Source organism: Polaromonas naphthalenivorans CJ2, from assembly GCF_000015505.1.
Lineage (GTDB): Bacteria > Pseudomonadota > Gammaproteobacteria > Burkholderiales > Burkholderiaceae_C > Polaromonas > Polaromonas naphthalenivorans.
On the sequence record NC_008781.1, the window covers coordinates 4,031,057 to 4,055,834 of the forward strand.

At 60.8% G+C, this 24,778-nt stretch carries 24 protein-coding genes; 3 read left to right on the top strand and 21 right to left on the bottom strand.

Annotation, left to right across the window (positions count from 1 at the left end; all coding sequences use genetic code 11):
• Positions 1–48: 48 nt before the first annotated feature.
• The 12 genes from ccoP to PNAP_RS18940 form a co-directional block, all read right to left on the bottom strand.
• A complete protein-coding gene (ccoP, locus tag PNAP_RS18885; RefSeq protein WP_011803141.1) occupies positions 49–969 on the bottom strand; it encodes a cytochrome-c oxidase, cbb3-type subunit III in 921 nt (306 codons plus the stop codon).
• Positions 970–1,002: 33 nt separating this feature from the next.
• A complete protein-coding gene (locus PNAP_RS18890) occupies positions 1,003–1,143 on the bottom strand; it encodes a CcoQ/FixQ family Cbb3-type cytochrome c oxidase assembly chaperone (RefSeq protein WP_041376814.1) in 141 nt (46 codons plus the stop codon).
• Positions 1,144–1,164: 21 nt separating this feature from the next.
• Positions 1,165–1,791 carry a cytochrome-c oxidase, cbb3-type subunit II gene (gene ccoO / locus PNAP_RS18895; protein WP_011803143.1) on the bottom strand — a complete coding sequence of 209 codons (627 nt, stop codon included), beginning with the start codon at positions 1,789–1,791 and terminating at the stop codon, positions 1,165–1,167.
• A gap of 13 nt (positions 1,792–1,804) precedes the next feature.
• Complete coding sequence (gene ccoN, locus PNAP_RS18900; protein WP_011803144.1) at positions 1,805–3,241, bottom strand: cytochrome-c oxidase, cbb3-type subunit I; 1,437 nt, start codon at positions 3,239–3,241, stop codon at positions 1,805–1,807.
• Between the two features lie 66 nt (positions 3,242–3,307).
• Complete coding sequence (gene ccoS / locus PNAP_RS18905; protein WP_029527230.1) at positions 3,308–3,445, bottom strand: cbb3-type cytochrome oxidase assembly protein CcoS; 138 nt, start codon at positions 3,443–3,445, stop codon at positions 3,308–3,310.
• Positions 3,445–5,772 (bottom strand): heavy metal translocating P-type ATPase, encoded by a 2,328-nt coding sequence (locus PNAP_RS18910; protein WP_011803146.1) that lies wholly within the window; start codon positions 5,770–5,772, stop codon positions 3,445–3,447. Before PNAP_RS18910 ends, ccoS begins: the two co-directional genes overlap by 1 nt.
• Before the next feature lie 123 nt (positions 5,773–5,895).
• On the bottom strand, positions 5,896–6,411 hold the full coding sequence (locus PNAP_RS18915) for an LPS-assembly lipoprotein LptE (RefSeq protein WP_011803147.1): 516 nt from the start codon (positions 6,409–6,411) through the stop codon (positions 5,896–5,898).
• A gap of 24 nt (positions 6,412–6,435) precedes the next feature.
• A complete protein-coding gene (gene leuS / locus PNAP_RS18920) occupies positions 6,436–9,102 on the bottom strand; it encodes a leucine--tRNA ligase (protein WP_011803148.1) in 2,667 nt (888 codons plus the stop codon).
• Positions 9,103–9,197: 95 nt separating this feature from the next.
• Positions 9,198–9,644, bottom strand: coding sequence for an ExbD/TolR family protein (locus PNAP_RS18925; protein WP_011803149.1), 447 nt, complete (start codon positions 9,642–9,644; stop codon positions 9,198–9,200).
• A complete protein-coding gene (locus PNAP_RS18930; protein WP_011803150.1) occupies positions 9,641–10,354 on the bottom strand; it encodes a MotA/TolQ/ExbB proton channel family protein in 714 nt (237 codons plus the stop codon). The genes PNAP_RS18925 and PNAP_RS18930 overlap by 4 nt, the downstream gene beginning before the upstream one ends.
• A gap of 7 nt (positions 10,355–10,361) precedes the next feature.
• A complete protein-coding gene (gene dapB, locus PNAP_RS18935) occupies positions 10,362–11,177 on the bottom strand; it encodes a 4-hydroxy-tetrahydrodipicolinate reductase (RefSeq protein ID WP_011803151.1) in 816 nt (271 codons plus the stop codon).
• Positions 11,178–11,188: 11 nt separating this feature from the next.
• Positions 11,189–11,773 (bottom strand): outer membrane protein assembly factor BamE, encoded by a 585-nt coding sequence (locus PNAP_RS18940; RefSeq protein WP_049763717.1) that lies wholly within the window; start codon positions 11,771–11,773, stop codon positions 11,189–11,191.
• Between the two features lie 114 nt (positions 11,774–11,887).
• Here PNAP_RS18940 and fur point away from each other — a divergent pair, with 114 nt between their 5' ends.
• Positions 11,888–12,340 carry a ferric iron uptake transcriptional regulator gene (gene fur / locus PNAP_RS18945; protein WP_041376815.1) on the top strand — a complete coding sequence of 151 codons (453 nt, stop codon included), beginning with the start codon at positions 11,888–11,890 and terminating at the stop codon, positions 12,338–12,340.
• 91 nt (positions 12,341–12,431) lie between these two features.
• Here fur and hprK read toward each other — a convergent pair whose 3' ends face one another.
• The 3 genes from hprK to hpf form a co-directional block, all read right to left on the bottom strand.
• Positions 12,432–13,382 (bottom strand): HPr(Ser) kinase/phosphatase, encoded by a 951-nt coding sequence (hprK, locus tag PNAP_RS18950; RefSeq protein WP_011803154.1) that lies wholly within the window; start codon positions 13,380–13,382, stop codon positions 12,432–12,434.
• Between the two features lie 28 nt (positions 13,383–13,410).
• Positions 13,411–13,884, bottom strand: coding sequence for a PTS IIA-like nitrogen regulatory protein PtsN (ptsN, locus tag PNAP_RS18955; RefSeq protein WP_011803155.1), 474 nt, complete (start codon positions 13,882–13,884; stop codon positions 13,411–13,413).
• 207 nt (positions 13,885–14,091) lie between these two features.
• The gene (gene hpf / locus PNAP_RS25900; RefSeq protein ID WP_011803156.1) at positions 14,092–14,424 is read right to left on the bottom strand and encodes a ribosome hibernation-promoting factor, HPF/YfiA family; all 333 of its coding nucleotides are present in this window, start codon (positions 14,422–14,424) and stop codon (positions 14,092–14,094) included.
• A 669-nt stretch (positions 14,425–15,093) separates the two neighbouring features.
• Here hpf and corA point away from each other — a divergent pair.
• The gene (gene corA, locus PNAP_RS18965; protein WP_041377459.1) at positions 15,094–16,080 is read left to right on the top strand and encodes a magnesium/cobalt transporter CorA; all 987 of its coding nucleotides are present in this window, start codon (positions 15,094–15,096) and stop codon (positions 16,078–16,080) included.
• Between the two features lie 61 nt (positions 16,081–16,141).
• On the opposite strand, the gene PNAP_RS18970 is transcribed toward corA, so the two are convergent.
• The 6 genes from PNAP_RS18970 to PNAP_RS18995 form a co-directional block, all read right to left on the bottom strand.
• Positions 16,142–16,918 (bottom strand): 5'-methylthioadenosine/adenosylhomocysteine nucleosidase, encoded by a 777-nt coding sequence (locus PNAP_RS18970; RefSeq protein WP_011803158.1) that lies wholly within the window; start codon positions 16,916–16,918, stop codon positions 16,142–16,144.
• Positions 16,919–17,006: 88 nt separating this feature from the next.
• A complete protein-coding gene (locus tag PNAP_RS18975) occupies positions 17,007–18,695 on the bottom strand; it encodes a long-chain-fatty-acid--CoA ligase (protein ID WP_041377461.1) in 1,689 nt (562 codons plus the stop codon).
• A 173-nt stretch (positions 18,696–18,868) separates the two neighbouring features.
• Entirely contained in the window at positions 18,869–20,293 is a 1,425-nt protein-coding gene (locus tag PNAP_RS18980) for an NAD(P)(+) transhydrogenase (Re/Si-specific) subunit beta (protein WP_011803160.1), read from the bottom strand.
• On the bottom strand, positions 20,290–20,625 hold the full coding sequence (locus tag PNAP_RS18985) for an NAD(P) transhydrogenase subunit alpha (RefSeq protein WP_011803161.1): 336 nt from the start codon (positions 20,623–20,625) through the stop codon (positions 20,290–20,292). The genes PNAP_RS18980 and PNAP_RS18985 overlap by 4 nt, the downstream gene beginning before the upstream one ends.
• A gap of 105 nt (positions 20,626–20,730) precedes the next feature.
• Positions 20,731–21,846 (bottom strand): Re/Si-specific NAD(P)(+) transhydrogenase subunit alpha, encoded by a 1,116-nt coding sequence (locus tag PNAP_RS18990; RefSeq protein ID WP_011803162.1) that lies wholly within the window; start codon positions 21,844–21,846, stop codon positions 20,731–20,733.
• 252 nt (positions 21,847–22,098) lie between these two features.
• Positions 22,099–23,634 carry a CoA-acylating methylmalonate-semialdehyde dehydrogenase gene (locus tag PNAP_RS18995; protein ID WP_011803163.1) on the bottom strand — a complete coding sequence of 512 codons (1,536 nt, stop codon included), beginning with the start codon at positions 23,632–23,634 and terminating at the stop codon, positions 22,099–22,101.
• A 114-nt stretch (positions 23,635–23,748) separates the two neighbouring features.
• Between PNAP_RS18995 and PNAP_RS19000 the strand changes: the two genes are divergently transcribed.
• Positions 23,749–24,744, top strand: a complete 996-nt coding sequence (locus tag PNAP_RS19000; protein ID WP_011803164.1) for a LysR family transcriptional regulator — start codon at positions 23,749–23,751, stop codon at positions 24,742–24,744.
• Positions 24,745–24,778 lie beyond the last annotated feature (34 nt).

Sequence of the window (24,778 nt, forward strand, 5' to 3'; positions counted from 1 at the left end):
AGGTACTGCTCCATGCAAAGCCCCAGTAGGGGCTTTGCTGGGTAAAAATCACTTCAGCGCTACTGCGCCTGGCTTGTTGGACAAACTCCACACATAGGATGCCAAAACATGAATTTGAGATTCAGTGAGTTTATGCTCCTGGGCTGGCATCTGGTTCACCTTGCCATTATTGACCATGGCCACAATGGCATTTTCACCCCATCCATGCAACCAGATGTCATCGGTCAGGTTAGGTGAGCCAATGGCCTGGTTTCCCTTTCCATCGGCACCATGACAAGCCGCGCACGCGCCAAATTTGCTTTTCCCAAGAGCCGCCTTGACTGAATCGTGCGGACTTCCGGACAGGCTCAAAACATAATTTGCCACATTGCGTACGTCATCGGATGAACCGACAGCAGCGGCCATGGGCGGCATGTTGCCGATACGGCCCTTCGTCAGCGTTTGTACAATCTTGTCGGGCGTACCGCCGTGCAGCCAGTCTTTATCCGTCAGGTTGGGAAATCCTTTGCTGCCATGGGCGTCTGATCCGTGGCATTGTGAACAGTTGTTCATGAACAAACGTTCGCCAATCGCCATGGCTTGTGCATCACCGGCCACGTCCTCGGGCTTCATGCTGTTGAATTTGGCATACAAGGGTTCAACTTCCTTGTTGCCCTTGGCCACTTCGGCTTCGTACTGACCAACCTGGCTCCAGCCAAACTTGCCAGCATAACTGCCGAGACCTGGGTACATCGCCAGGTAAGCCAGGGAAAATACCACGGTGATGATGAACAGCCACACCCACCAGCGCGGCAGGGGATTGTTCATCTCGCGCAGGTCGCCGTCCCAGACGTGGCCGGTGGTATTGTCATTGGCGGTCATGGCTTTGGCCTTGCCGCTAAACCACAAAAGCAGCAGGCAGGCAAAGATACCGACCAGAGAGATGGCCGTCACGTAGACCGACCAGAAATTACTGGTGAAATCGCTCATTTTTTTCTTCCTTGTCCAGTTCTTTGGCGCTGTCTATTCGTCTTGCTTGAAGGGCAGTTGGGCCGCCTCTTCAAAACTTTTGGCATTGCGGCCGGACCAGGCCCATGCCACGATGCCAATAAATACGAAAAAAGTGGCCACCGTTACGATGGATCTGAGTGTGTTGATGTCCATGATCACCCGTCTCCTGGCTGTTTATTTGCGGTGAATTCCGAGCACCTGCAGATACGCAATCACTGCTTCCATCTCGGTTTTCCCCTTGACATCGGAAGGCGCCGCTGCGATCTGCTCATCGGTGTAAGGCGCGCCTACCGTACGCAGTCCCTGCATGTGGGTCTTGATGGAGGAATCATCGACCGGGGTTTTTTCCAGCCAGGAATAAGCAGGCATGTTGGATTCTGGAACCAGGTCACGCGGGTTGTTCAAGTGAATCCGATGCCATTCATCGCTGTACTTGCCACCCACACGTGCCAGGTCCGGGCCGGTGCGCTTGCTGCCCCACTGGAACGGATGGTCATACACAGACTCGCCAGCCACGGAGTAGGGACCATAGCGTAGCGTTTCTGCCCGGAACGGACGAATCATCTGCGAGTGGCAGTTGTAGCAGCCTTCACGCACATAAATGTCACGACCTATCACCTGCAGCGCGGTATAGGGCTGAAGCCCTTTGATCGGCTCCGTGGTGGACTTCTGGAAGAACAGGGGCACGATCTCCACAAGGCCGCCAAAGGCGAGCACGATGAGGATCAGCACGATCATCAGAAAATTGTTGGTCTCCACCTTCTCATGGGAAAGACCGCCGCTCGATTGTTGATTAGCCATGTTGTTGTTTTCCTCAAGCGTGAGCCACGGCAGCCGGGATGGTGACGGTGACTGAACGACCGGCCGTGGCGGTTTTGAATGTATTCCAGAGCATGATCACCATGCCGCTCAAATACAGCAAGCCGCCCGTCAATCGCAGTACATAGAAAGGGAAAGTGGCCTTGACCGACTCGACAAAGGTATAGGTCAGGGTGCCGTCAGTGTTGACCGCGCGCCACATCAGACCCTGCATCACGCCTGCAATCCACATGGCCGCGATATAGATCACGATGCCGATGGTAGCGGTCCAGAAATGGACTTCCACAGCCTTCATGCTGTACATCTGCTTCTGGCCGAAAAGGCGCGGGATCAGGTAGTACATGCTGCCGATGGTGATCAGGCCCACCCAGCCCAGAGCACCGGAATGCACATGCCCGACGGTCCAGTCGGTGTAGTGGGAAAGTGCGTTGACTGTCTTGATGGCCATCATGGGGCCTTCGAACGTGCTCATGCCGTAGAACGAGAGGGACACGATCAGGAAGCGCAGGATGGGGTCGTCGCGCAGCTTGTGCCATGCACCCGACAGGGTCATGATGCCGTTGATCATGCCGCCCCAGCTTGGCGCCAGCAGGATCAAGGAGAACACCATTCCGACCGACTGGGTCCAGTCAGGCAAGGCGGTGTAGTGCAGATGGTGCGGGCCGGCCCACATGTAGGTAAAAATCAACGCCCAGAAATGGACGATGGACAGGCGATAGGAGTAAACCGGACGCTCGGCCTGCTTGGGGATGAAGTAGTACATCATGCCCAGGAAACCTGCCGTCAACAGGAAACCTACTGCGTTGTGTCCGTACCACCACTGCACCATGGCATCCTGCACACCGGCATAGGCGGAATAGGATTTCATGAAGCCGACCGGAATGGACGCATTGTTCACCAGGTGCAGCATGGCAATGGCAATGATGAAGGCGCCATAGAACCAGTTGGCCACATAAATGTGCCTGACCTTGCGGGTGCCGACCGTGCCGAAGAATACAAAGGCATAAGCCACCCAGACGAGCGTGATCAGGATGTCGATTGGCCATTCGAGTTCGGCGTATTCCTTGCCCTGGGTGTAGCCCAGCGGAAGGGAAATGGCCGCAGACACGATCACCAACTGCCAGCCCCAGAAAACGAAGGCAGCCAGCTTGTCGGAAAACAAGCGCACCTGGCAGGTGCGCTGCACGACGTAAAGCGACGTGCCCATCAGGCCGCAGCAGCCAAACGCAAAAATCACCGCATTGGTGTGCAGGGGCCGCAATCGGCCATAGCTGAGCCATGGAATCCCGAGATTCAACTCTGGCCAGGCCAACTGGGCGGCGATGATCACGCCGACCAGCATGCCGACCACCCCCCAAACCACTGTCATGATGGCGAACTGCCGTACAACGGTATCGTTGTAGGTAGTGGCCTGTGCATTGGCAAATTTCATTTTTACCTCTTATCTAAAGAACACTGCAAGCGTACCGACTAGTTACAAAACAAAGATTGACGTGAGTCAATCATCGCGAAGAATGCGCTCACCCTCGGCATCGATGTCTTCAAACTGACCTCGATAAATAGCCCAGCCCAAGCCGCCAAGAATGAAAAAAACCAGGATGACCGACAACGGAATCAGCAAAAAAAGGATGTCCATCAAAGGCTCTCCAAGGGTGCAATGGCTGTGGACAGCCGCAGGGCATTGAGCACGACCAGCAGTGAACTGAGCGCCATGCCCAGTCCGGCCAGCCAGGCTGGCAACCAGCCAAACACAGCCAGGGGCACGCAGACGGCATTGTAAATAGCGGACCCCCACAAATTCTTACGGATGATGACGAAAGTGCGCCGCGCCTGAAATAAGGTTTGCGCCACGCTGCCCAGCCGGTCACCCAGGACGACCAGGTCGGATTGCGCCTGTGCCAGAGGCACCGCCTGCCCAAAGGCAAACGACACATGGGCTCCCGCCAGAACCGGGCCGTCGTTCAGGCCATCGCCCACCATGGCAACCTTGTGGCCCTGCGACTGCAGGCCGCGCAGGAAGGCGAGTTTGTCCTGTGGCGTGCAGCCGCCCCGGGCGTGGTTGATGCCGGCTTGACGGGCAACGCGGGCGGCGGATTCGGGCAGGTCGCCCGAGAGCAGATAGACCTGTACGCCCTGGGCCGTCAACGAAGCCACGGTGGCATGGGCGTCAGGGCGCAAGTCTTCCTGCAATTCAAAGGTGGCGATCCAGCCTTGCTCGTCGCTCAGGCACGCATGCAGCGCTGGCGTAGCGGGCGCAGCCACATCGCAAAACCGGGCCGAGCCCAGTCGCGCCATGACGGCGGACGCCGGCCTGCCGTGAATGCAAAGACGGCCCGATACACCCTGGCCGGCGGTTTCGTGGGCCTCCTGCACGACCCAGGCGTCGTGCTGCAAGGCATCGCCCTGCCCGGCCGCGACCAGCGCGCGCGACACCGGATGCAGCGAGTGCTGCGCCAGCGCGGCGGCCATGGCCAAGGCATTGTCTTTTGAAACGCCTTCGCGGGTATGCACCTCGCCGAGCGCAAACGCATCGCGCGTCAGGGTGCCGGTCTTGTCGAACACCACCGCATCCACGCTGGCCATGGCTTCCAGCGCCTGCAGGCGCCGGACCAGTACGCCGTTGCGCGCCAGGGCTCCGGCGCTGGCGAGCATGGCCGCCGGCGTGGCGAGCGACAGCGCACAGGGACAGGTCACGATCAGGACGGCCACCGCCACCATCAGCGCATGGCCCGGGTCATGCGACCACCAGTAGGCGCCGGCGCCGCCGGCAGCCAGCAGGACGAAAACAAGGAATGGCTTGGCAATGCGGTCCGCCAGCTGCGCCAGTTTCGGCTTGGAGGTCGAAGCGCTTTCCATCAGCGCCACAATCTGGGCAAACCGCGTTTCGCTCCCGGTCAGCTCAACCTGCACAACGACGGGGGCAGAAAGATTGTGGCTGCCGGCGATCACGATGCCGCCCTTGCCGCGCGGCAGGGGTCGTGATTCACCCGTCAGCAGCGATTCATCAGCCAATGTGCTGCCTTCCAGAATGAAGCCGTCGGCCGGAAAAGCCTCGCCTGGCAGCACCCGTATCACATCGCCCGCGCTGAGCCGGCGCACCGCCACGCGCTCGAAGACACCGTCGGCGCCGCGCCGCTCCACACTGTCGGGCAGACGGTTCATCAGCGCTTCGAGCGCCCCTGCGGTGCGGTCGCGCAGGCGCAATTCCAGCCAGCGCCCGGTCAGCAGGAAAAACACAAACATGGTGAAGGAGTCGAAATACACTTCGGCGCCGAAAATCCCGTTGGGCTCGAAGGTTCCCAGGGAACTCACGACAAAGGTAATTCCCATGCCCAGCGCCACCGGCAGGTCCATGCTGACGCGCCGGTGGCGCAGGTCGCGCAGCGCATTGCGGAAAAAAGGCGCGCAGGAAAACAGCAGCACCGGCAGCGAAAGCACCCACGAAGCCCAGCGCAGCAACTGCGCCATGTCAGGCGCCAGGTCGCCCGGATCGGCCACATAGGCCGGCCATGCATACATCATCACCTGCATCATGCACATGCCGGCCACACCCAGGCGCCACAGCACCTGGCGCGTTTCGACACGCCGGCGGTCGTTGGCAAAGGCATCGTTGGCGGGCACGGCCGGGTAGCCGGCGCGGGCGGCAGCCTGCATCCAGCCGGACGGCTTGATGGCCTGGTCCGACCAGACAATGCGGCCGCGATGGCTGGCCGCGCTGACGTCCGCCGACAGCACGCCCGGCACACGGCGCAAGGCATCTTCAATGGTGAGCGCGCAGGCCGCGCAATGCATGCCTTCGAACACCACGCTGGATTCCCAGCAGGAAGGCTGCGCGGCCAGGGAGCGGCTGAAGGCTGACCATTCGTGCGGATCATCGAGCATCGCCAGCGGCGTGGAATTGACCGCTGCGCCCGGCAGGCTCGATGGGGACAGGGAAAGAGGTGACAGGCTGACCGTTTGCATGATGAGGCAGCTTAGCGGCTTTATGAACTGAAGTCTTGATTTGAGTCGAATACAGCGCTGATCCGCCGTAAAAGCCACGCGGCGAACAAAATGCAGGTGCTGGCTGGCGTGGGCGCTTGAGTCCTAGAGTTCTTTCACGGCAGCCAGCCGCCGCATGATCTGCTGCACAACATCGCTCTGCATGTCGCGGTAGAGCAGGCTTTCCTCGGCTTCCTTGGCCAGCACCGCCGATTCGTTGAAGCTGATGTCGCGCTGAAGCGCAATTTCGGTCGCCGGAATCAACTCCTTGCCCGCCAGGGTCCGCAAGCGGAACACAAACCGCAGCCGCAACTGGAACTCGCGCACCTGGCCCGACGAGTTCAGGCTGAGCACCACCTTTTCGCGCTGGTCCTGAAGCACGTCAAGAACGACCTGCGCGTCGTTGATGCGGCGCGCATCGCTGATCACCTTGACCTTGCCGGTGGACTCCAGCGAGCGCCTGAGCTCCACGCCCAGCGGCGAGGACTCGGCCAGTCCGCTGTACAGCGTGGTGAACGCAAAATTGGGCGCTTTTCTCAGCGCAAAGCCGCAGCCGCCCAGGCTGGCCAGCGCCAGCGAAGCCGAAGAAGCGGAAAAGACCAGAAAAGCGCGACGCTGCATGGGGTGCCTTTTGCGTGAGGTGTCTTAAACGACGATGTTGACCAGGCGGCCCGGAACCACGATGACTTTCTTGGCGGGCGCGCCTGCCGCCTGCTTGACGAAAGCCTCCGAAGCCAGCGCAGCCGCCTCGATCACGGCCTTGTCGGCACCGGCCGGCACCGTGACCGAGCCACGCAGCTTGCCGTTGATCTGCAGCATCAGCTCGATCTCGTCCTGCTGCAGGGCGCTGGCATCCACTTCAGGCCATGGCGTGTCGAGCAGGTCGCCAGCCTCGGCGGCATAGCCGAGTTCGGACCACAGGGCATGCGTCAGGTGCGGCGCTGCCGGATACAGGCAACGCAGCAGGACGCTGAAGCCTTCGCGCAAGGCAGCCAGGGAAGCGGCTGAAATCTCGCCCTTGAAATCTTCCAGCGCATTGAGCAGTTTCATGCCGCCCGAGACGACGGTGTTGTACTGCATGCGCTGGTAGTCATAGTCCACCTGCTTGAGCAGGGTATGCACTTCCAGCCTCAGCGCCTTGGTTTCTTTATCAAACAGGCCTTTTGCGCATGCTGCATCTGCACCATTAGCTCCTGAATTCATAGCATTGAGCTTGACGCCGAAATTCCAGACCCGGCGCAGGAAGCGGTAGGAACCCTCCACGCCCGCGTCGTTCCATTCCAGCGTGGCTTCGGGCGGCGCGGTGAACATGGTGTACAGGCGCGCGGTGTCGGCACCGTATTTTTCAATGATGTCCTGCGGATCGACGCCGTTGTTTTTCGACTTGGACATGGTGCCCACGCCTTCGTAGTCGATGGCCGTTCCCACCGGCAGGTCGCCCACGGCGTTCTTGAGCCGGGCGCCGGCGATCTTGCCGGTGTCATCGAGCACATGCTCGACATCGTGCGGCCAGAAGTATTCCTTGCCGCCCTTGTCGGTGCGGCGCGAATAGATGTGGTTGAGCACCATGCCCTGCGTGAGCAGCTTGGTGAACGGCTCATCGACCTTGACCAGCCCCAGATCGCGCATCACCTTGGTCCAGAAGCGGGCGTAGAGCAGGTGAAGAATCGCATGCTCGATGCCGCCGATGTACTGGTCCATCGGCATCCAGTAGTCGGCGCCTCCGGCCACCATGGCTTCGCTGTTCTTCGGGTCGCAATAGCGCATGAAGTACCACGAACTGTCCACAAAAGTGTCCATGGTGTCGGTCTCGCGCCGCGCCGGCTTGCCGCAGACCGGGCAGACGACGCCCGCGTGAAAGCCTTCGTGCTTGTGCAGCGGATTGCCCGAGCCGTCAGGGATGCAATCCATCGGCAGCACCACCGGCAGGTCTTTTTCAGGCACCGGCACGGCGCCATGCTCGTCGCAATGGATGATGGGAATCGGCGTGCCCCAGTAGCGCTGGCGGCTCACGCCCCAGTCGCGCAGTCGCCAGGTGGTTTTTTTCTCGCCCAGGCCGAGGGCTGCGAGGTCGGCCGCGATGGCATCGACGGCAGCCTTGAACGCGAGGCCGTCGTATTTCCCGGAGTTGATGGCAATGCCGTGCTGCTTGTCGCCGTACCAGTCCGCCCAGGCATCAAGGCTGTAGGCCTGGCCCTTCACGTCCGTCACCTGCTTGATGGGCAGGCCATATTTTTTGGCAAATTCAAAATCGCGCTCATCATGCGCCGGCACGCCCATGACCGCGCCGTCGCCGTAGCTCATCAGCACATAGTTGCCCACCCAGACTTCGACCTTGTCGCCCGTCAGCGGATGCGTGACGAACAGGCCGGTAGGCTGGCCCTTTTTCTCCTGCGTGGCGAGTTCGGCTTCGGTCGTTCCGCCGGACTTGCATTCTTCAACAAAGGCCGCCAGCGCAGGGTTGCTTGCAGCGGCATGCACCGCCAGCGGATGCTCAGGCGCCACGGCGCAAAACGTCACGCCCATGATGGTGTCTGCGCGCGTGGTGAAGACGTACATCTGGCCGTCGCCAATCAGCGCGCCGGACGCGTCCTTGATGTCGTGCAGAAACGCAAAGCGCACGCCTTCGCTCTTGCCGATCCAGTTTTCCTGCATCAGCTTGACGCGCTCGGGCCAGCCGGGCAGCTTGTGCTGCACGCTGCCCAGCAACTCTTCGGCATAGTCGGTGATCTTGAGGTAATAACCCGGAATCTCGCGCTTTTCAACCGTGGCGCCGGTGCGCCAGCCCTTGCCGTCAATCACCTGCTCGTTGGCCAGCACGGTCTGATCGACCGGATCCCAGTTCACCACCTGGGTCTTGCGGTAGGCAATGCCTTTTTCCAGCATCTTCAGGAACAACCACTGGTTCCACTTGTAGTAACTCGGATCGCAGGTGGCGATTTCGCGGCTCCAGTCAACCGCCAGCCCCATCGCCTGCATCTGCTTTTTCATGTAGGCGATGTTGTCGTAAGTCCATTGGGCAGGAGGCACGCCATTTTTCAGCGCGGCATTCTCGGCCGGCAGGCCAAACGCATCCCAGCCCATCGGCATCAGGACGTTGTAGCCCTTCATGCGCAGGTAACGGCTCAGCATGTCGTTGATGGTGTAGTTGCGCACATGGCCCATGTGCAGCTTGCCGCTGGGGTAAGGCAGCATGGAGCAGGCGTAGTATTTCTTGCGGCTTGCGTCTTCGGTCACGCGGTAGGCGTCGGCGGCATTCCAGTGGGTTTGCGCGCTGCGCTCTACGTCGAGGTGGTTGTATTTGTCTTGCATGAAAAATCCGGATACCGAAAAAAGAACCCCGGCGCGGGGCGGGCAGCCTAGCGCTGCGAACAGGTGATTTTAGAGGCTGGACGCACCGCAGCCGCTCAACGGCCTGCCGGTGCGGCCAATGCGGCGGCTGGCGCGGGCTCGGCGACAAAACCGATGCGGCTGAGCCCGGCTTTTTGCGCCACGCCCATGACCTCAACGACCTTGCCATACGGCACGGCTTCGTCGGCGCGCAACTGCACTTCGGTGTCCGGATTGCGGCTGGCGGTTTGCGTCAGCTGGCGCGCCAGTTCTTCCAGGGCTATCGGCTTGTCGTTCAAAAAAGCCTGGCCGGATTGATCGACGACCAGCGTGACGAAGCGGGGCGTATCGACCACCCTGGCGGCGTCGGTTTTGGGCAAATCCAGCCGGATGGTGCTGGCCAGCAAGGGCGCGGTGATGATGAAAATCACCACCAGCACCAGCATCACGTCCACCAGGGGCGTGACGTTGATGTCGCTCATGGGCTGCGCGCCCTTCGTGCGTTCGAGCCGGCCAAACGTCACTCAATGACCTCCGAAAGGGCTTCACTTGCCCGGGGCGGCCCAGCGCTGCGTTCGGTAACGACCTTGGCGTTGGCGTCAGCCGCCAGCAGTTCCCGCAAATCGAATGCAAATCCTTCCAGGTCGGCTTCGATGCGTCCAATGCTGCGGCCAAACACGTTGTAGGCCAGAACGGCCGGAATCGCCACCGCCAGGCCGGCGGCTGTCATGATGAGCGCCTCGCCCACCGGGCCGGACACCTTGTCGATGGTGACTTGCCCCGCCGTCGCCATGCCGGTCAGCGCGTGGTAAATGCCCCAGACCGTTCCCAGCAGCCCGACAAAAGGCGCCGTGGAGCCGACCGTGGCCAGCAAGATCTGGCCAAACTGCAGTTTTTGCAGAATGGCATGCAGGGCGTCGCGCAGCACGCGCGTGAGTTGCGCCGCCTTGTCGCCCGCCGTGGCCAGCGTTCCGTGCGCTCGGGTTTGCGTTGCAGCGATCAGCGGCAGCACCAGGGCATCGCGGTCGAATGCCGCCACCTTCTCGCAGGCGGCGTCCACCGAGGCTGACTGCCAGAAAGCGGCCGTGCTGCGCGCCACATCGCCCACGGCGCGGTGCAGCAGCCAGGTTTTCCACAAAATAACGACCCAGCTGGCCACCGACATGGACAGCAACAGCCCCGCGACCAGTTGACTGACAAGGCCGCCTTGCGTGAGGAGGGCCAGCAGACTCATCGCCGAATCACTTCAGATTGAGCACATCGAACATGTCAAACAGGCCGCTCGCCTGGCTGTCCAGAAAACGGGCCGCGCGCAGGCTGCCCTGGGCATAGGTGGCCCGGCTGGAGGACTTGTGGCTGATTTCGATGCGCTCGCCGTCACCTAGAAACAGCACGGTGTGGTCGCCGACGATGTCGCCGCCGCGTATGGTGGCAAAACCGATGCTCGACGGGTCGCGCTCGCCGGTGACGCCTTCGCGCGCATAAACCGCGCAGTCCTTGAGGTCGCGTCCCAGCGCGCCGGCAATCACTTCGCCCATCTTGAGCGCGGTGCCCGAAGGCGCATCGACCTTGTGGCGGTGGTGCGCCTCGATGATTTCGATGTCGTAGCCGGTGGACAGCGCCCTGGCCGCCATTTCCAGCAGTTTGAGCGTGACATTGACGCCCACGCTCATGTTGGGCGCCATGACGATGGCGATGTCCTTGGCGGCAGCGGCAATTTCGGCCTTCTGCGCATCGGAGAACCCGGTGGTACCGATGACCAGCTTGATGCCCAGTTCGCGGCAGACCGCCAGATGGGCGAGCGTGCCTTCGGGCCGGGTGAAGTCAATCAGCACGCGGGAATTTTTCAATCCCTCGCGCAGGTCTGAATGGATCAGAACGCCGCTGGCACGGCCGGCAAACGCGCTGGCGTCCGTGCCGATTGCAGCACTAGCGGGACGATCAAGCGCGCCCGTCAGCAGGCAGTCGGTGCTGGCATTCACCGCGTCGATCAGCATGTGGCCCATGCGGCCGCTGGCTCCGGCGACGGCAATCCTGTGGGGGCGGTCTTGCGCCATGGTGCCCGCGCTCACTGCCTGGGGCTTTCGAGCGGCGGATAGACCGTGGCTGACGGACCAGCCGGCGCACTGGCGGGCTCCGAAGAAGGTTCTGACTTGGCTTTGGAAGAGACTGACTTTTCAGCCGCCTTGAGTTGCTCTTCAGTGGCTTCGAGAACCGGCACCTTTCCCAAGCTGCGCTTGTTGGTCAGGGTGGAGATGAACTCTGCCTCGCTGGGCATGGCGTCGCCCGAAAACCGTTCCAGCTGGTCGCCCTTGAAGAACACCGTGTATTTGAAAGCCTGAGGCTCAACGCCCTGCCGCTTCAGGGTAAAGACATAGTCCCACCTGTCGGCATGAAACAGGCTGGCCATCAAGGGCGTTCCAAGCAACGCCTTGACCTGGTCGCGCGACATGCCGGCCTGGAGCTGCTCGACCTGTTCCTTGGAGACAAAGTTGCCCTGGATGACGTCTATCTTGTAAGGCGTGATCCAGTTGACCGGGTTGACGGAACTGCTGCTCATGGTCTTGCTGCTGCAGGACGCCAGCACCACACAAGCTACGGCAATTAGGATTTTTTGAATGCTGTAATGAGGATTTGCAGGCAGGGCAGACATAGTGGAAGGTGTAGCGATATGATCAATCATTGTAGCGGCTGGGTGCTTCCAGGCCCGTTTCCAGACTGCCCGGGACCGCGCCCCTTCCCCTAAAGAGATTCCAGAGAGATGCCCATGAGCAACATTGATGAGCTGAAAAACACCGGCCTGAAGGCAACCTTGCCACGCCTGAAAATTCTGGAGATTTTTCAGGGCGGCAAGCAACGCCACATGACGGCCGAAGACGTTTTTCGCGTCTTGCTCGAAGAACGCTCGGACATAGGCCTGGCCACGGTGTATCGGGTTCTGATGCAGTTCGAGCAGGCAGGGCTGCTCAACCGCAGCAATTTCGAATCCGGCAAGGCGGTGTACGAAATCAACGAAGGCCAACACCACGACCATCTGGTTTGCCTGGACTGCGGCAAGGTGGAGGAGTTTTATGACGCCGAGATTGAAAGGCGCCAGAACGCGGTGGCCGAACTCAAGGGCTTTGCCATCGCCGACCACTCGCTGTCGATTTATGCCCATTGCACCAAGACCGACTGCCCCAACCGGCTGGCAGCGCCCGGGCGGCACCACCCAGCCTGAATTTTCACAGAATATGCGTCAAATCACCCCTGTGCGCACTATGCACGGGCACAAGCAGCTATTTATTTAATAGCAACCAGGCAACCGTACTTCAGTCGTCCTGTTCCATCGCGCGTCGGTGGCGCTCGACGAATTCCTGGTAGGTATTGATGCCGCGCAACTGCAAGATGGCATTGCGCACAGCCGCCTCGACCAGCACCGCGATGTTGCGGCCGGCTTCCACCTGGATGATGACCTTGCGCACCGGAACGCCCAGCACGTCCTGCGTCAGCGGCTCATACGGGATGCGTTCGTAGTCCCGCTCCAGCGTTTCACGGCGCACCAGATGCACGATCATTTTCAGGCGCATCTTGCGGCGCACCGCCGTTTCACCAAAAATCGCCTTGATGTCGAGCAGGCCAATGCCGCGCACTTCAAGCAGGTTTTGCAGCAGGTCAGGGCAACGCCCTTCAATGGCCGTCTGATTGATGCGGAACAGGTCGATGGCGTCATCGGCCACCAGGCCATGGCCACGCGATATCAGTTCCAGCCCCAACTCGCTTTTGCCAAGCCCCGACTCGCCGGTGATCATCACGCCCATGCCCAGAATGTCCATGAACACGCCGTGCATCGACGTACGCTCGGCAAAATGCCTGGAGAGATACGCCCGCAGCACATCAATCACGAAAGCGGCCGACTCGGGAGTGGCAAACATGGGCAACTGGGCACGTTCGCACATGGACAGCAGCGTGTCGGGCGCGGTCTGGCCGTCGGCAACCACCAGCACCGGCGGCTCCAGCGTGATGATGCGGGAAATTCGGCGTGCGCTGTCCTCGGGGCCGACATGGGAGAGGTAAGCTACTTCGCGCTCACCCAGTATTTGCACGCGATAGGGGTGGATGTAATTGAGGTAGCCGACCAGATCGGCCCCGGAGCGTGCTTCGCTGACCGCCACTTCATCAAAGCGCCGTTCCGAAGCCCCCAGCCCGGCGACCCACTCCCACTTCAGGGTGGCGCGGTGATCTTCGAACAAGACATCCGCGCTGACAACGGTGGGCTTCATGCCGACCTGTCATTCAAGTACCGCAAACTCATGAACTGACTTCGTGGGCAGACTGCCACGAAGCAATCAGCTGGTGCAGGGCCGCCGCATCAGGACTGGTCTTGAGTTGCTCACGCAGTGCGCTGTCGCTCAGCATCTCGGCAATTTCAGAAAGTATTTCCAGGTGCTTTTGCGTTGCCGCTTCGGGAACCAGCAAGAACACCAGCAAATTGACGGCCAACTCATCCGGCGCATCAAAACCGATGGGTGTCTGCAACTGGAAAATCGCAGCCATCGGCGTTTTCAGGCCTTTGATGCGGCCATGTGGAATGGCAACCCCATGGCCCAGCCCGGTCGAGCCCAGGCGCTCACGAGCGAACAGGCTGTCGGTGATGAGTGCGCGATTCAGGCCATGCAGGTTTTCAAACAGCAACCCGGCTTCTTCAAACGCGCGCTTTTTACTGGTCGCCTCGACGCGAACCAGCACTTGGGGAGGGGGCAGAATTTGCGAAAGACGGTTCATAACGCTCTTTTAATCGCCGAATTATGCACTTTACAGTGGATTGGTTGAAAGACAGGCAAAAAAAAGCCGTTTGCCATTGCAAACGGCCTGGCATGCAACCCTTTTACCGGGTTGGTCCTGAAAGCAAAACCTGTTTGTACATCTGTTTGATGGTGAAGTGCGCCAGGCCCGTCAAGGCATGCGCACTGCAAGGTATTCGGGTCAGGCTCAAGCTTCTGCGCGTTTTGCGCAAATATGTCCATGGTCCTGGACTTTGGTTTTATAGCGGCCGACTTGCCGATCCAGCTTGTCCGCCAGTTCATCGACAGCCGCATACAAATCAGCATGAGAACTTTCAGCAAACAAATCTCGGCCCTTGACATGCACATTGCATTCGGCCCGCTGGCGTTTTTCCTTCTCCGTCATGTTGTCTACGGCCAGTATCACTCTTACATCGACTACCTGGTCGAAATGCCGGGTAATACGATCCAGCTTGCTCATCACATAGCCACGAAGTGCAGGGGTAACCTCAAGATGGTGACCGCTAATCGTCAAGTTCATACAGAGACTCCTTGTCCAAATTGATTGGAACTGGTTGAAAAACGCTGCCAGACACGTAAAGCAAAGCAGCAGACGGGACACTCTCTTGTCTTCACTATGCCTTCTATAACCTCCAATTGCAAGCCATCGTCATCAAAAACATGGGTAGCTCTACAGCGGACCACCTTGATCTAAATCCGGCAAAGTTTGTTGATTGCATGGCTTTTGCTCTCAACTACAGCTAAAAAAAATTCAGTCCTTAACAACCTTCAATCATTTTTTGGTTACAGAGTCAAATGAAGTGTTAATAAAAGTTTCTCAATCGCTTGGGTCAAAGAATAAAAAAGCGCGTGCGGTCAAAATTCTTCCGTCCATTTTCATGGGCGGCAGTTTTCGCTTTCACGGGTTGCGCTGACGTTTGCCGAGGCAGCTTCTGGCGAACATTGCACACCTGGAACAGTCGGTTCTGCGATGGATAAACAGCATTCGCAATGCCATAATCGCGTTTTATTTGTTACGGGGAAATCCTTGGAAAGCAGTCCCAGTTGGCTGCTTTCAACACCGCAGATCGACGACCAGTGACGTCTGGAAGCGGGTTGAAAGCGATGCCTCCATCCACACAACCCGCTCCTGCGCCAAGGCCTGAATCACGCCTTGCGCAGGCCCATGCACATCGAAAAGCCGTCTGTCATGCTCAATATTTTCACGCTCGCCAATGGCCGGCTGTTCCAGGAAGAAATCGAATCCCTGGAAGAACTCTCCAGGTTCCAGCCCATCTGGGTTGACCTGGAATCTCCTACCCTCGAAGAAAAACGCTGGATCAAGCAGTATTACGGCTTGTCCATTCCCGAAGATGCGATGGACGAGGACATTGAGGAGTCCGCGCGTTTTTACGAGGAAGACAACGGCGAGCTGCATATCCGCTCGGACTTTCTGATTGCCGATGAAGACGAGCCGCGCACGGTGCGGGTGGCTTTCATCCTCAACCTGGTCAATGACGACCTCAAGAGCAAAGGCGTGCTGTTTTCGATCCATGACGAGGATGTGCCGGTGTTCAGGCTGCTGCGCATGCGCGCGCGCCGTGCGCCGGGCCTGATCGAGGACGCCAAGGAAGTGCTGCTCAAGCTGTTTGACGCCGATGCCGAATATTCCGCCGACACGCTCGAAGGCATTTATGTCGATCTTGAAAAAGTCAGCACCAAGGTGCTGTCGGGCGATGTGACCGACGTGATGGCCGGCGAGGTGCTGGGCGCCATCGCGCGCCATGAAGACCTGAGCGGGCGCATCCGGCGCAACGTGATGGACACGCGGCGCGCCGTCAGCTTCATGATGCGCAGCAAGATGCTGAACGCCGAGCAGTTCGAGGAGGCGCGGCAGATTCTGCGCGACATTGACTCGCTGGACTCGCACACGGCCTTCCTGTTCGACAAGATCAACTTTTTGATGGATGCCACGGTCGGCTTCATCAACATCAACCAGAACAAGATCATCAAGATTTTTTCGGTGGCCAGCGTTGCGCTGTTGCCTCCCACCCTGATTGCCAGCGTGTACGGCATGAATTTCAAGCTCATGCCCGAGCTGGACTGGACGCTGGGTTATCCGTATGCGCTGGCCCTGATGATTGCCAGCGCCGTGGTGCCGATGTGGTATTTCAGGAAACGTGGCTGGCTGCAGTAATCCGCACGGTCATTTTATGAACAAAAAATGTCTTTTGCGCAGCATGGACGGGCACAAGCAGCTATTTTTTTGATAGCAAATTCAGAAAATTCCCAATGATCAGGTGGGCATAGCGGCTGGCGACTGCCTCCACGAAACCAGGGAAATCCACATGCGCGCTGTCGTCGGCGCGGTCTGAAATGGTTCGCATGACGGCAAAGGGAATGCCGTAGTCCATGCAGACCTGCGCAACGGCAGCGCCTTCCATCTCGACCGCGAGCACCGCATGGCCGGCGCCAGCCAGCAGGTCATGCAGGCTGCGTGATTCTTCAGCACTCGATACAAACCGGTCCCCGCTGGCGATCAGGCCCTGGTGAACGCAGGCGTCATGAAAGCCGTGGGTCGCCAGGCTTTCGTGCGCCAGCGCCTTGCTACTCGCCTCAAAGAGCAGTGCGCTCAGGGCTGCATCGCAGTGAAACCGGGTTTTGCCGTACAGCGGCACTTCATAGCGGGGAAACAGCGGCGAGGCATCGAGATCGTGCTGCACGAAATCGGTCGCGACCACCACATCGCCGACCTTCACGCCCTCGCCCAAGCCGCCCGCCACGCCAGTGAACACGATGCGGCGAACGCCAAAGCGCTCGATCAGCGCCGTGGTGGTGGTGGCCGCGGCAACCTTGCCGATCCTTGACAGGGCGAGCACCACGGGCTGGCCGTGCAGCTCGCCCAGCCAGAATTCGCGGCTCGCATGATGGAGCTTGCGCGGCTTGTGCAGCAACCCGATGAGGCCGCGCTGCTCCTGCGGCAAGGCGCTGAGGATGGCAATCGGCGGTGCGAAAAGGTCGGAAGTCAATGGCATGGGTCGATTTTCGCCACAAAGCACGGCCCGAACCGGAGCCGCTCAAAAAATGGCGACCTGCGCCGCCCCCGAAAAACCGTGCACAGGCTTAGCGCTTGTCGCGCAGTTCGCGGCGAAGAATCTTGCCGACCGGCGTCTTGGGCAGTTCGGTGCGGAACTCCACCACCTTGGGCTGCTTGTAGCCGGTGAGGTTTTCCTTGCAATAGGCACGTACCTGCGCTTCGGTCAGGTCGGGATTCTTCTTCACGATCACGAGCTTGACGGCTTCACCCGATTTTTCATCGAGCACGCCGACGCAGGCGCATTCCATGACGCCGTCCAGTTTGGCCACGACGTCTTCGATCTCGTTGGGATAGACATTGAACCCGCTGACCAGGACCATGTCCTTCTTGCGGTCAATGATCTTGAAAAATCCGTTTTCATCCATGATGCCGATGTCGCCGGATTTGAAATAGCCGTCGGGGGTCATGACCTTGTCGGTCTCGTCAGGCCGCTGCCAGTAGCCCGCCATGACCTGCGGGCCTTTGATGGCAATCTCGCCAGGCTGGCCAGGCGGCACTTCATGGCCGTCGTCGTCGAGCAGCTTGAACCAGGTACTGGGAATCGGCACGCCGATGGTGCCGGCGAAGGCCTTGCTGTTGGTCGGGTTGCAGCTCGCCGATGGCGAGGTTTCCGACAGGCCGTAGCCTTCGCAAATCGGGCAGCCGGTCTTTTGCAGCCACAGCTTGGCCACCGCGCTTTGCACCGCCATGCCGCCGCCCAGCGAGATTTTCAGGTGCGACCAGTCCACCGTGTTGAAGTCCGGGTGGTTGGCCAGACCGTTGAACAGGGTGTTGACGGCCGGAAAGCTGTTGACCTTGTGCTTGGAAAGCTCCTTGAGCACCGCCGGAAGGTCGCGCGGATTGGGGATCAGGATGTTTTTTCCGCCGGTCCGCATGCCCAACATCATGTTCACCGTGAAGGCAAAAATATGGTACAGCGGCAAGGCGCACACATAAGTAGGCTGCTCGCCCGCCGGCAGGCTGGCCATGGCCGGGCCGTTCCAGGCTTCGGACTGCAGCACGTTGGCAATCACGTTGCGGTGCAGCAGCACGGCCCCCTTGGAAACGCCAGTCGTGCCGCCGGTGTACTGCAGCACGGCAATGTCGTCGGGTTCGATAGCGGGCCGCTTGAGTGCGCCGCGCGCGCCCTGCGCCAGGGCATCGTTAAAAGGCACCGCGCCCGGCAGGTTGAAGGGCGGCACCATCTTCTTGACGCTGCGCACCACGTAATTGACGAGCATGCCCTTGAGCAGCCCCAGCTGGTCGCCCATGGCGCACAGCACGATGTGCCTGACCGGCGTGTTGGCCAGGCACTGCTCCAGCGTGCAGGCAAAATTCTCGACGATCACGATGGCCTTGGCGCCTGAATCCTTGAGCTGGTGCTCGAGTTCGCGCGGGGTGTAGAGCGGGTTCACATTGACCACCACATAGCCGGCGCGCAGGATGGCCGCAACCGCCACCGGATACTGCGGCACATTGGGCATCATGATGGCCACACGGTCGCCCTTGGCCAGACCCAGACCCTGCAGATAAGCGCCGAAAGCAACTGACAGGCTGTCGGTCTCGCCAAAAGTGATGTCCTTGCCCATGAAGCTGTAGGCGACGCGGTCCCGGTACTTCTTGAAGCTTTCTTCCATCAATGCGACCAGCGACGGATATTGCGAAGCATCAATGTCGGCCGGAACGCCTGCCGGATAAGCCTTTAGCCACGGGCGATCAGCCACCTCTGCGTTCATCAGTGCATTCATGCTCTTCGTCTCCATCACTTTTACTTACTTCCGGGAATTTTCAGGGACAGTCCTGCGCACGGCAATTGCGTTTTCCCCTAGAAATTCAAGGCAATCAGAGAGAAAGCTCTCTGATTTAGTCACTTTAGCGACAGTTGCATCCAGCGCCACCTGCGTGCGACTTACTCGATGGCCTTGCCCATGTCCTCGATGATCTTCTTGGCATCGCCGAAGACCATCATGGTCTTGTCCATGTAGAACAATTCGTTGTCCAGCCCGGCGTAGCCTGCGGCCATCGAGCGCTTGTTGACGATGACGGTCTTGGCCTTGTAGGCCTCCAGGATCGGCATGCCGTAAATCGCGCTGCCCTTGACATGCGCGGCCGGGTTCACCACGTCGTTGGCACCCAGGATGATGGCCACATCGGCCTGACCGAATTCGGCATTGATGTCCTCCATCTCGAACACCTGGTCGTAAGGCACTTCGGCCTCGGCCAGCAGCACGTTCATGTGACCGGGCATGCGCCCTGCCACCGGGTGAATCGCGTACTTGACGGTGATACCCTTCTCGGTGAGCTTTTGCGCCAGTTCCTTGACCGAGTGCTGGGCTCTAGCGACGGCCAGGCCGTAGCCCGGCACGATGATCACGGTTTCGGCATTGCCCAGAATGAAGGCGGCATCATCGGCCGAGCCGGACTTGACCGGACGCTGTTCCTTGGCGCCAGAGGCTGCCGTGGTCGCCTCGCCGCCGAAGCCGCCCCCGATCACGTTGAAGAACGAGCGGTTCATCGCCTTGCACATGATGTAGCTCAGGATCGCGCCCGACGAGCCCACCAGCGAACCGGCAATGATCAGCATGGAGTTGTTCAGCGAAAAGCCGATGCCCGCCGCCGCCCAGCCCGAGTAGCTGTTGAGCATGGACACCACCACCGGCATGTCGGCGCCGCCAATCGGGATGATGATCAGCACGCCCATCACGAAGGACAGCGCGAGCATGGCGAAAAATGCCGTCCAGCTGCCCGTCAGCATGAAGGCCACGCCCAGCCCCAGCGTCAGCAGGCCCAGCACCAGGTTGAGCTTGTGCTGGCCGGGAAACGACACCGGCGCGCCCTGGAACAGCCGGAACTTGTACTTGCCCGAGAGCTTGCCAAACGCAATCACCGAGCCGCTGAAGGTGATGGCGCCAATCGCCGCACCGAGGAACAGCTCCAGCCGATTGCCCGCCGGAATCTCCTCGCCCTTGGCGACGATGCCGAAGGCGTAAGGCTCGGCCACGGCAGCGACGGCGATAAACACCGCCGCCAGGCCGATCATGCTGTGCATGAAAGCGACCAGCTCGGGCATCTTGGTCATCTCGACGCGCTTGGCCATCATCGTGCCGGCAGCGCCGCCGACGAGCAGCGCCCCCAACACGTACACCATGCCGCCGGCATTGCTGCCGGCGGTCTCGACAATCAGCGCGCCGGTGGTCAGGATGGCAATACCCATGCCGACCATGCCGAACAGGTTGCCGCGCAGCGAGGTGGTCGGGTGCGACAGGCCCTTGAGCGCCTGGATGAAGAAGACGGAAGCCACCAGGTACAGCAGCGTGACGATGTTCATGCTCATTTGGCGGCTCCTGCGTCAAGCGCGGCCACGGCAGGCGCCTTTTTTTCCTTCTTGCGGAACATCTCGAGCATCCGGCGCGTGACCAGGAAGCCGCCAAAGACGTTCACGGCGGCCAGCGCCACGGCCAGCACGCCCATGGTGCGGCCCAGCGTGGTTTCGGTCAGCGCAGCCGCCAGCATGGCGCCGACGATGACGATGGCCGAAATGGCATTGGTCACGGCCATCAAGGGCGTGTGCAGCGCGGGCGTGACGGTCCAGACGACGTGGTAACCCACGTAGATGGCCAGCACGAAGATGATGAGGTTGATGATGGTGTGAGAAACGGGATCCATGGGTTCTCTCCTTCTGCTTGAACGCTTAAACGGTTTCGGGGCGCGGCACGCTCTGGCCAGGCTTGGCGAGTCGGCGCGGGTTGATAGGCTGGAGGCCGGGTGGCTTTATTTGCGCTTGACTTCGCCGCCTTGCGTCATCAGGCAGGCGGCCACGATGTCGTCTTCCAGATCAATTTTCAGCGCACCTTCCTTGGTGATGATGAGCTTGAGGAAGTCGAGCAGATTGCGCGCATACAACGCACTCGCATCGGCCGCCACCAGCGCCGCAATGTTGGTCTGGCCCATCAGCGTCACGCCGTGCTTGACCACGGTCTTGTCCGCCTCGGTCAGCGGGCAGTTGCCGCCTTGCGAAGCGGCCAGATCGACGATCACGCTGCCCGGCTTCATGGCCTTGACCATCTCCTCGGTCACCAGCACGGGCGCCGCGCGGCCCGGAATCAGGGCGGTGGTGATCACCACGTCGGCCTGCGCCACGCGCTTGGCGACCTCGATCTTTTGCCGCGCCATCCAGCTCGGCGGCATGGGCTTGGCGTAGCCGCCCACGCCGACCGCAGCTTCGCGCTCTTCGTCGGTCTCGTAAGGCACGTCGATGAACTTGCCGCCCAGCGACTCGACCTGCTCTTTCACGCTCGGGCGCACGTCGCTCGCCTCGATCACCGCGCCCAGGCGCTTGGCCGTGGCAATCGCCTGCAGGCCGGCCACGCCCACGCCCAAAATGACCACGCGAGCGGCCTTGACGGTGCCGGCGGCGGTCATCAGCATCGGAAAGAAGCGCTGGTACTGGTCGGCCGCCATCATCACGGCCTTGTAGCCGGCGATGTTGGCCTGCGAGGACAGCACGTCCATGCTCTGCGCGCGGCTGGTGCGCGGCGCCGCTTCGAGCGAAAACGAAGTCAGCTGCGCGGCGGCCAGGCGCTGCAGCCCGGCGGCGTCAAACGGATTGAGCATGCCGACCACGACGCTGCCCGGCTTGGCAAGCGCCATTTCACTGTCCAGCGGGCAGCGCACCTTGAGCACGATGTCGCAGGCGTAGGCGCCCGCCGCATCGGTGATCTCGGCGCCCACGGCGCGGTAGGCGTCATCGGGCACGCTGGCGGCCACGCCGGCGCCCGACTGGATGCGGATCGTATGGCCCTGGGCCTTGAGCTTCTTGGCCGTCTCGGGCGTGATGGCGACGCGTGTCTCGCCGGCCGTGATTTCGGCGGGTATCCCAATCAGCATGGGTGTCTCCTCTCAATGCTTTCGTTTTCTTGGAGTCCCGGAGTGATCCAGGACGGAACATTTAGCTGTCGCACAGCTTACATGAGTTTTTTTGCAATTAAGGGGGGCATGACAGACTATCGCGCCTGAACAAGGCACGTTGGCGACCCATTCCCCATAAAAAAAGCCCCATCAATCTGTAACAGACGAATGGGGCCAGCAAGAAAAATGCCAGTGGCTGCGGCTTGGCCGCATTGCGTTTTGGCGAGCGGATTATTTCGCTGTCGGCATCACGAACTCGGCGCCTTTGCCAATGCTTTCTGGCCAGCGCTGCATGATGGATTTTTGCTTCGTGTAGAAGCGCACGCCTTCCTCGCCGTAGGCGTGCATGTCGCCGAACAGGCTCTTCTTCCAGCCGCCAAAGCCGTGCCAGGCCATGGGCACCGGAATCGGCACATTGATGCCGACCATGCCGACCTGGATGCGGCGGCTGAATTCGCGTGCCACATGGCCGTCGCGGGTGAAGCAGCTCACGCCGTTGCCAAACTCGTGGGCGTTGATCAACTCGACCGCTTCGGCCAAATCGTTCACCCGCACGCAGCCCAGCACCGGGCCGAAGATTTCTTCCTTGTAGATGCGCATGTCGGGCGTGACATGGTCAAACAGCGTGCCACCCATCCAGAAACCCTGCGCGCAGCCCTCGCCCGCTTGCGCGCCAGTGAAGGTGCGGCCATCGACCAGCAGCTCGGCGCCCTCTTCAACGCCCAGGTCGATGTAGCCGGTGATGCGCTGGTGCGCAATGCCGGTGACGATCGGACCCATTTCCGCATCCAGGTTCACGCCGTTCTTGATCACCAGCGTTTCGGCCCGGGCCTTGAGCATCGGAATGAGCTTTTCGGCCACGTCGCCGACCAGCACCGCCACCGAAATCGCCATGCAGCGCTCGCCGGCCGAGCCGTAGCCCGCGCCGATCAGCGCATCGACCGCCTGCTCCAGGTCGGCGTCGGGCATGACCACCATGTGGTTCTTGGCGCCGCCCAGCGCCTGCACGCGCTTGCCGTGGCGGGCGCCGGTTTCATAGATGTAGTTGGCAATCGGTGTCGAGCCGACGAAGGACACGGCCTTGACATCGGGATGCACCAGCAGCGCATCGACCGCTTCTTTGTCGCCCTGCACGACGTTGAACACGCCGTCGGGCAAACCGGCCTGTTTGAGCAAGTCAGCCATGAAGAGGCTGGCGCTCGGGTCAATCGGGCTGGGCTTGAGGACAAAGCAGTTGCCCGCAGCAATCGCCACCGGGAACATCCACATCGGCACCATGACCGGAAAGTTGAACGGCGTGATGCCGGCCACGACGCCCAGCGGCTGGCGCAGCGTCCAGTTGTCGATGCCGGTTGACACCTGGTCGGTGAAATCGCCCTTGAGCAGTTGCGGAATGCCGCAGGCGAATTCGACGATGTCGATGCCACGCGAGACTTCGCCCTGCGCGTCGGTGAACACCTTGCCGTGCTCGGCGGTGATCAGGTGGGCGAGCTTGTCCTTGTTCTGGTTGAGCAGTTCCAGGAACTTGAACATGACGCGGGCACGGCGAATCGGCGGGATGTCGGACCAGGCCGGAAAGGCGGCCTGCGCGCTGGCAACGGCGACATCCACATCGGCTGCGCTGCCCAGCGCCACATGGCCAGAGACCGCGCCGGTGGCCGGATTGAACACCTCCTGGCTGCGCCCGGCGGCCGGCGTGACAGCGCTGCCGTTCAGGTAGTGGCCAATGGTGATCTGGGGAGCGATTTCGGCGGGCGATGAAAACATGGCAATCCTTGGGGTGAACAAACGAGTCAGCGAAGTCTAGGGTGTGGCGCCCGGTTTGATAAGACCCTATGGATTGATTACATTGTTCATATTTCTGAACAATGAATACTGCCGATGCCTTCTGACCAGCTGGCCCCGCTCGTGGCCGACCTTCACCTGCTGACCGTGCTTGCCGCGACCCGTAGCTTCACCGAAACCGCCCGCCGGCTGGGTGTTTCCAAGGCATCGGCCAGCATGCGCATCAGCGAGCTGGAGCGCAGCGCCGGGGTTTTGCTGGTGCGCCGCACGACGCGCTCGGTCGGACTGACGGAGGCCGGGCAGCAGTTGGTCAATGACATGCAGCCGGCGTTCCGGCGCATCAGCGAAAGCTACAGTGCGGCCTGCGACCTGGCGGGCACGCCGCGCGGGCTGATCCGGCTGACGGCGCCGGTCGCGCTGGGGCGCCAGCATCTGGCGCCGTGCATGGCCGCGTTCTTGCAGCAATTCCCCGACATTCACATCGAGCTGGAGCTGACCGACCGCTTCATCAACCTGGCCAACGAGGGTTTTGACCTGGCCATCCGGCACACCAACGCGCCGCCCGAAACCCATGTGGCCTGGGTGCTGTGCGAAACCCGTTCGCAGCTGGTGGCCAGCCCGCAGTACCTGGCGCGGCGCGGCACGCCTGCGCATCCGTCCGAGCTGACCGCGCACGACTGCCTGCTCTACCTGCGCGACAGCCACGCCGGCAGCTGGACCTTTGCGCGTCCGGCCGGGCTGCCCGGCAAGCGCAAACCGGGCGATGGCGCCGTCGAGCGCGTGGGCGTGCATGTCGCCGGCTCGCTCAAGGCCAACAACAGCGAGGTGCTGCGCGAGGCCCTGCTGGCCGGCCTGGGCATCGGCCTGCTGCCTGATTTCAGCATGCCGCCTGCACCTGATGGCAACGGACCTGCGCCGCTGGTCCAGGTCTTGCCCGACTGGCAGGTCCAGGGTTTTTTCGGCGAGCGCATTTATGCCCTGCGGCCGTGGTCGGCGCAGGTGCCCAAGGCGGTCCAGTGCCTGGTCGAGCATTTGCGCCAGAGTTTTTCCCACGGTTTTCCGGCTGGGCTGAAAAAGCTGTCGGCGCAATAAGTCTGCTGTCAAAAATGCCCCGGATAATCTCGCG

Bases quoted from the DNA above. Each gene is read 5' to 3' on its own strand.
- ccoP (WP_011803141.1), bottom strand. From the start codon at position 969: ATGAGCGATTTCACCAGTAATTTCTGGTCGGTCTACGTGACGGCCATC.
- PNAP_RS18890 (WP_041376814.1), bottom strand. From the start codon at position 1,143: ATGGACATCAACACACTCAGATCCATCGTAACGGTGGCCACTTTTTTC.
- ccoO (WP_011803143.1), bottom strand. From the start codon at position 1,791: ATGGCTAATCAACAATCGAGCGGCGGTCTTTCCCATGAGAAGGTGGAG.
- ccoN (WP_011803144.1), bottom strand. From the start codon at position 3,241: ATGAAATTTGCCAATGCACAGGCCACTACCTACAACGATACCGTTGTA.
- ccoS (WP_029527230.1), bottom strand. From the start codon at position 3,445: ATGGACATCCTTTTTTTGCTGATTCCGTTGTCGGTCATCCTGGTTTTT.
- PNAP_RS18910 (WP_011803146.1), bottom strand. From the start codon at position 5,772: ATGCAAACGGTCAGCCTGTCACCTCTTTCCCTGTCCCCATCGAGCCTG.
- PNAP_RS18915 (WP_011803147.1), bottom strand. From the start codon at position 6,411: ATGCAGCGTCGCGCTTTTCTGGTCTTTTCCGCTTCTTCGGCTTCGCTG.
- leuS (WP_011803148.1), bottom strand. From the start codon at position 9,102: ATGCAAGACAAATACAACCACCTCGACGTAGAGCGCAGCGCGCAAACC.
- PNAP_RS18930 (WP_011803150.1), bottom strand. From the start codon at position 10,354: ATGAGTCTGCTGGCCCTCCTCACGCAAGGCGGCCTTGTCAGTCAACTG.
- dapB (WP_011803151.1), bottom strand. From the start codon at position 11,177: ATGGCGCAAGACCGCCCCCACAGGATTGCCGTCGCCGGAGCCAGCGGC.
- PNAP_RS18940 (WP_049763717.1), bottom strand. From the start codon at position 11,773: ATGTCTGCCCTGCCTGCAAATCCTCATTACAGCATTCAAAAAATCCTA.
- fur (WP_041376815.1), top strand. From the start codon at position 11,888: ATGAGCAACATTGATGAGCTGAAAAACACCGGCCTGAAGGCAACCTTG.
- hprK (WP_011803154.1), bottom strand. From the start codon at position 13,382: ATGAAGCCCACCGTTGTCAGCGCGGATGTCTTGTTCGAAGATCACCGC.
- ptsN (WP_011803155.1), bottom strand. From the start codon at position 13,884: ATGAACCGTCTTTCGCAAATTCTGCCCCCTCCCCAAGTGCTGGTTCGC.
- hpf (WP_011803156.1), bottom strand. From the start codon at position 14,424: ATGAACTTGACGATTAGCGGTCACCATCTTGAGGTTACCCCTGCACTT.
- corA (WP_041377459.1), top strand. From the start codon at position 15,094: ATGCTCAATATTTTCACGCTCGCCAATGGCCGGCTGTTCCAGGAAGAA.
- PNAP_RS18970 (WP_011803158.1), bottom strand. From the start codon at position 16,918: ATGCCATTGACTTCCGACCTTTTCGCACCGCCGATTGCCATCCTCAGC.
- PNAP_RS18975 (WP_041377461.1), bottom strand. From the start codon at position 18,695: ATGAACGCAGAGGTGGCTGATCGCCCGTGGCTAAAGGCTTATCCGGCA.
- PNAP_RS18980 (WP_011803160.1), bottom strand. From the start codon at position 20,293: ATGAGCATGAACATCGTCACGCTGCTGTACCTGGTGGCTTCCGTCTTC.
- PNAP_RS18985 (WP_011803161.1), bottom strand. From the start codon at position 20,625: ATGGATCCCGTTTCTCACACCATCATCAACCTCATCATCTTCGTGCTG.
- PNAP_RS18990 (WP_011803162.1), bottom strand. From the start codon at position 21,846: ATGCTGATTGGGATACCCGCCGAAATCACGGCCGGCGAGACACGCGTC.
- PNAP_RS18995 (WP_011803163.1), bottom strand. From the start codon at position 23,634: ATGTTTTCATCGCCCGCCGAAATCGCTCCCCAGATCACCATTGGCCAC.
- PNAP_RS19000 (WP_011803164.1), top strand. From the start codon at position 23,749: ATGCCTTCTGACCAGCTGGCCCCGCTCGTGGCCGACCTTCACCTGCTG.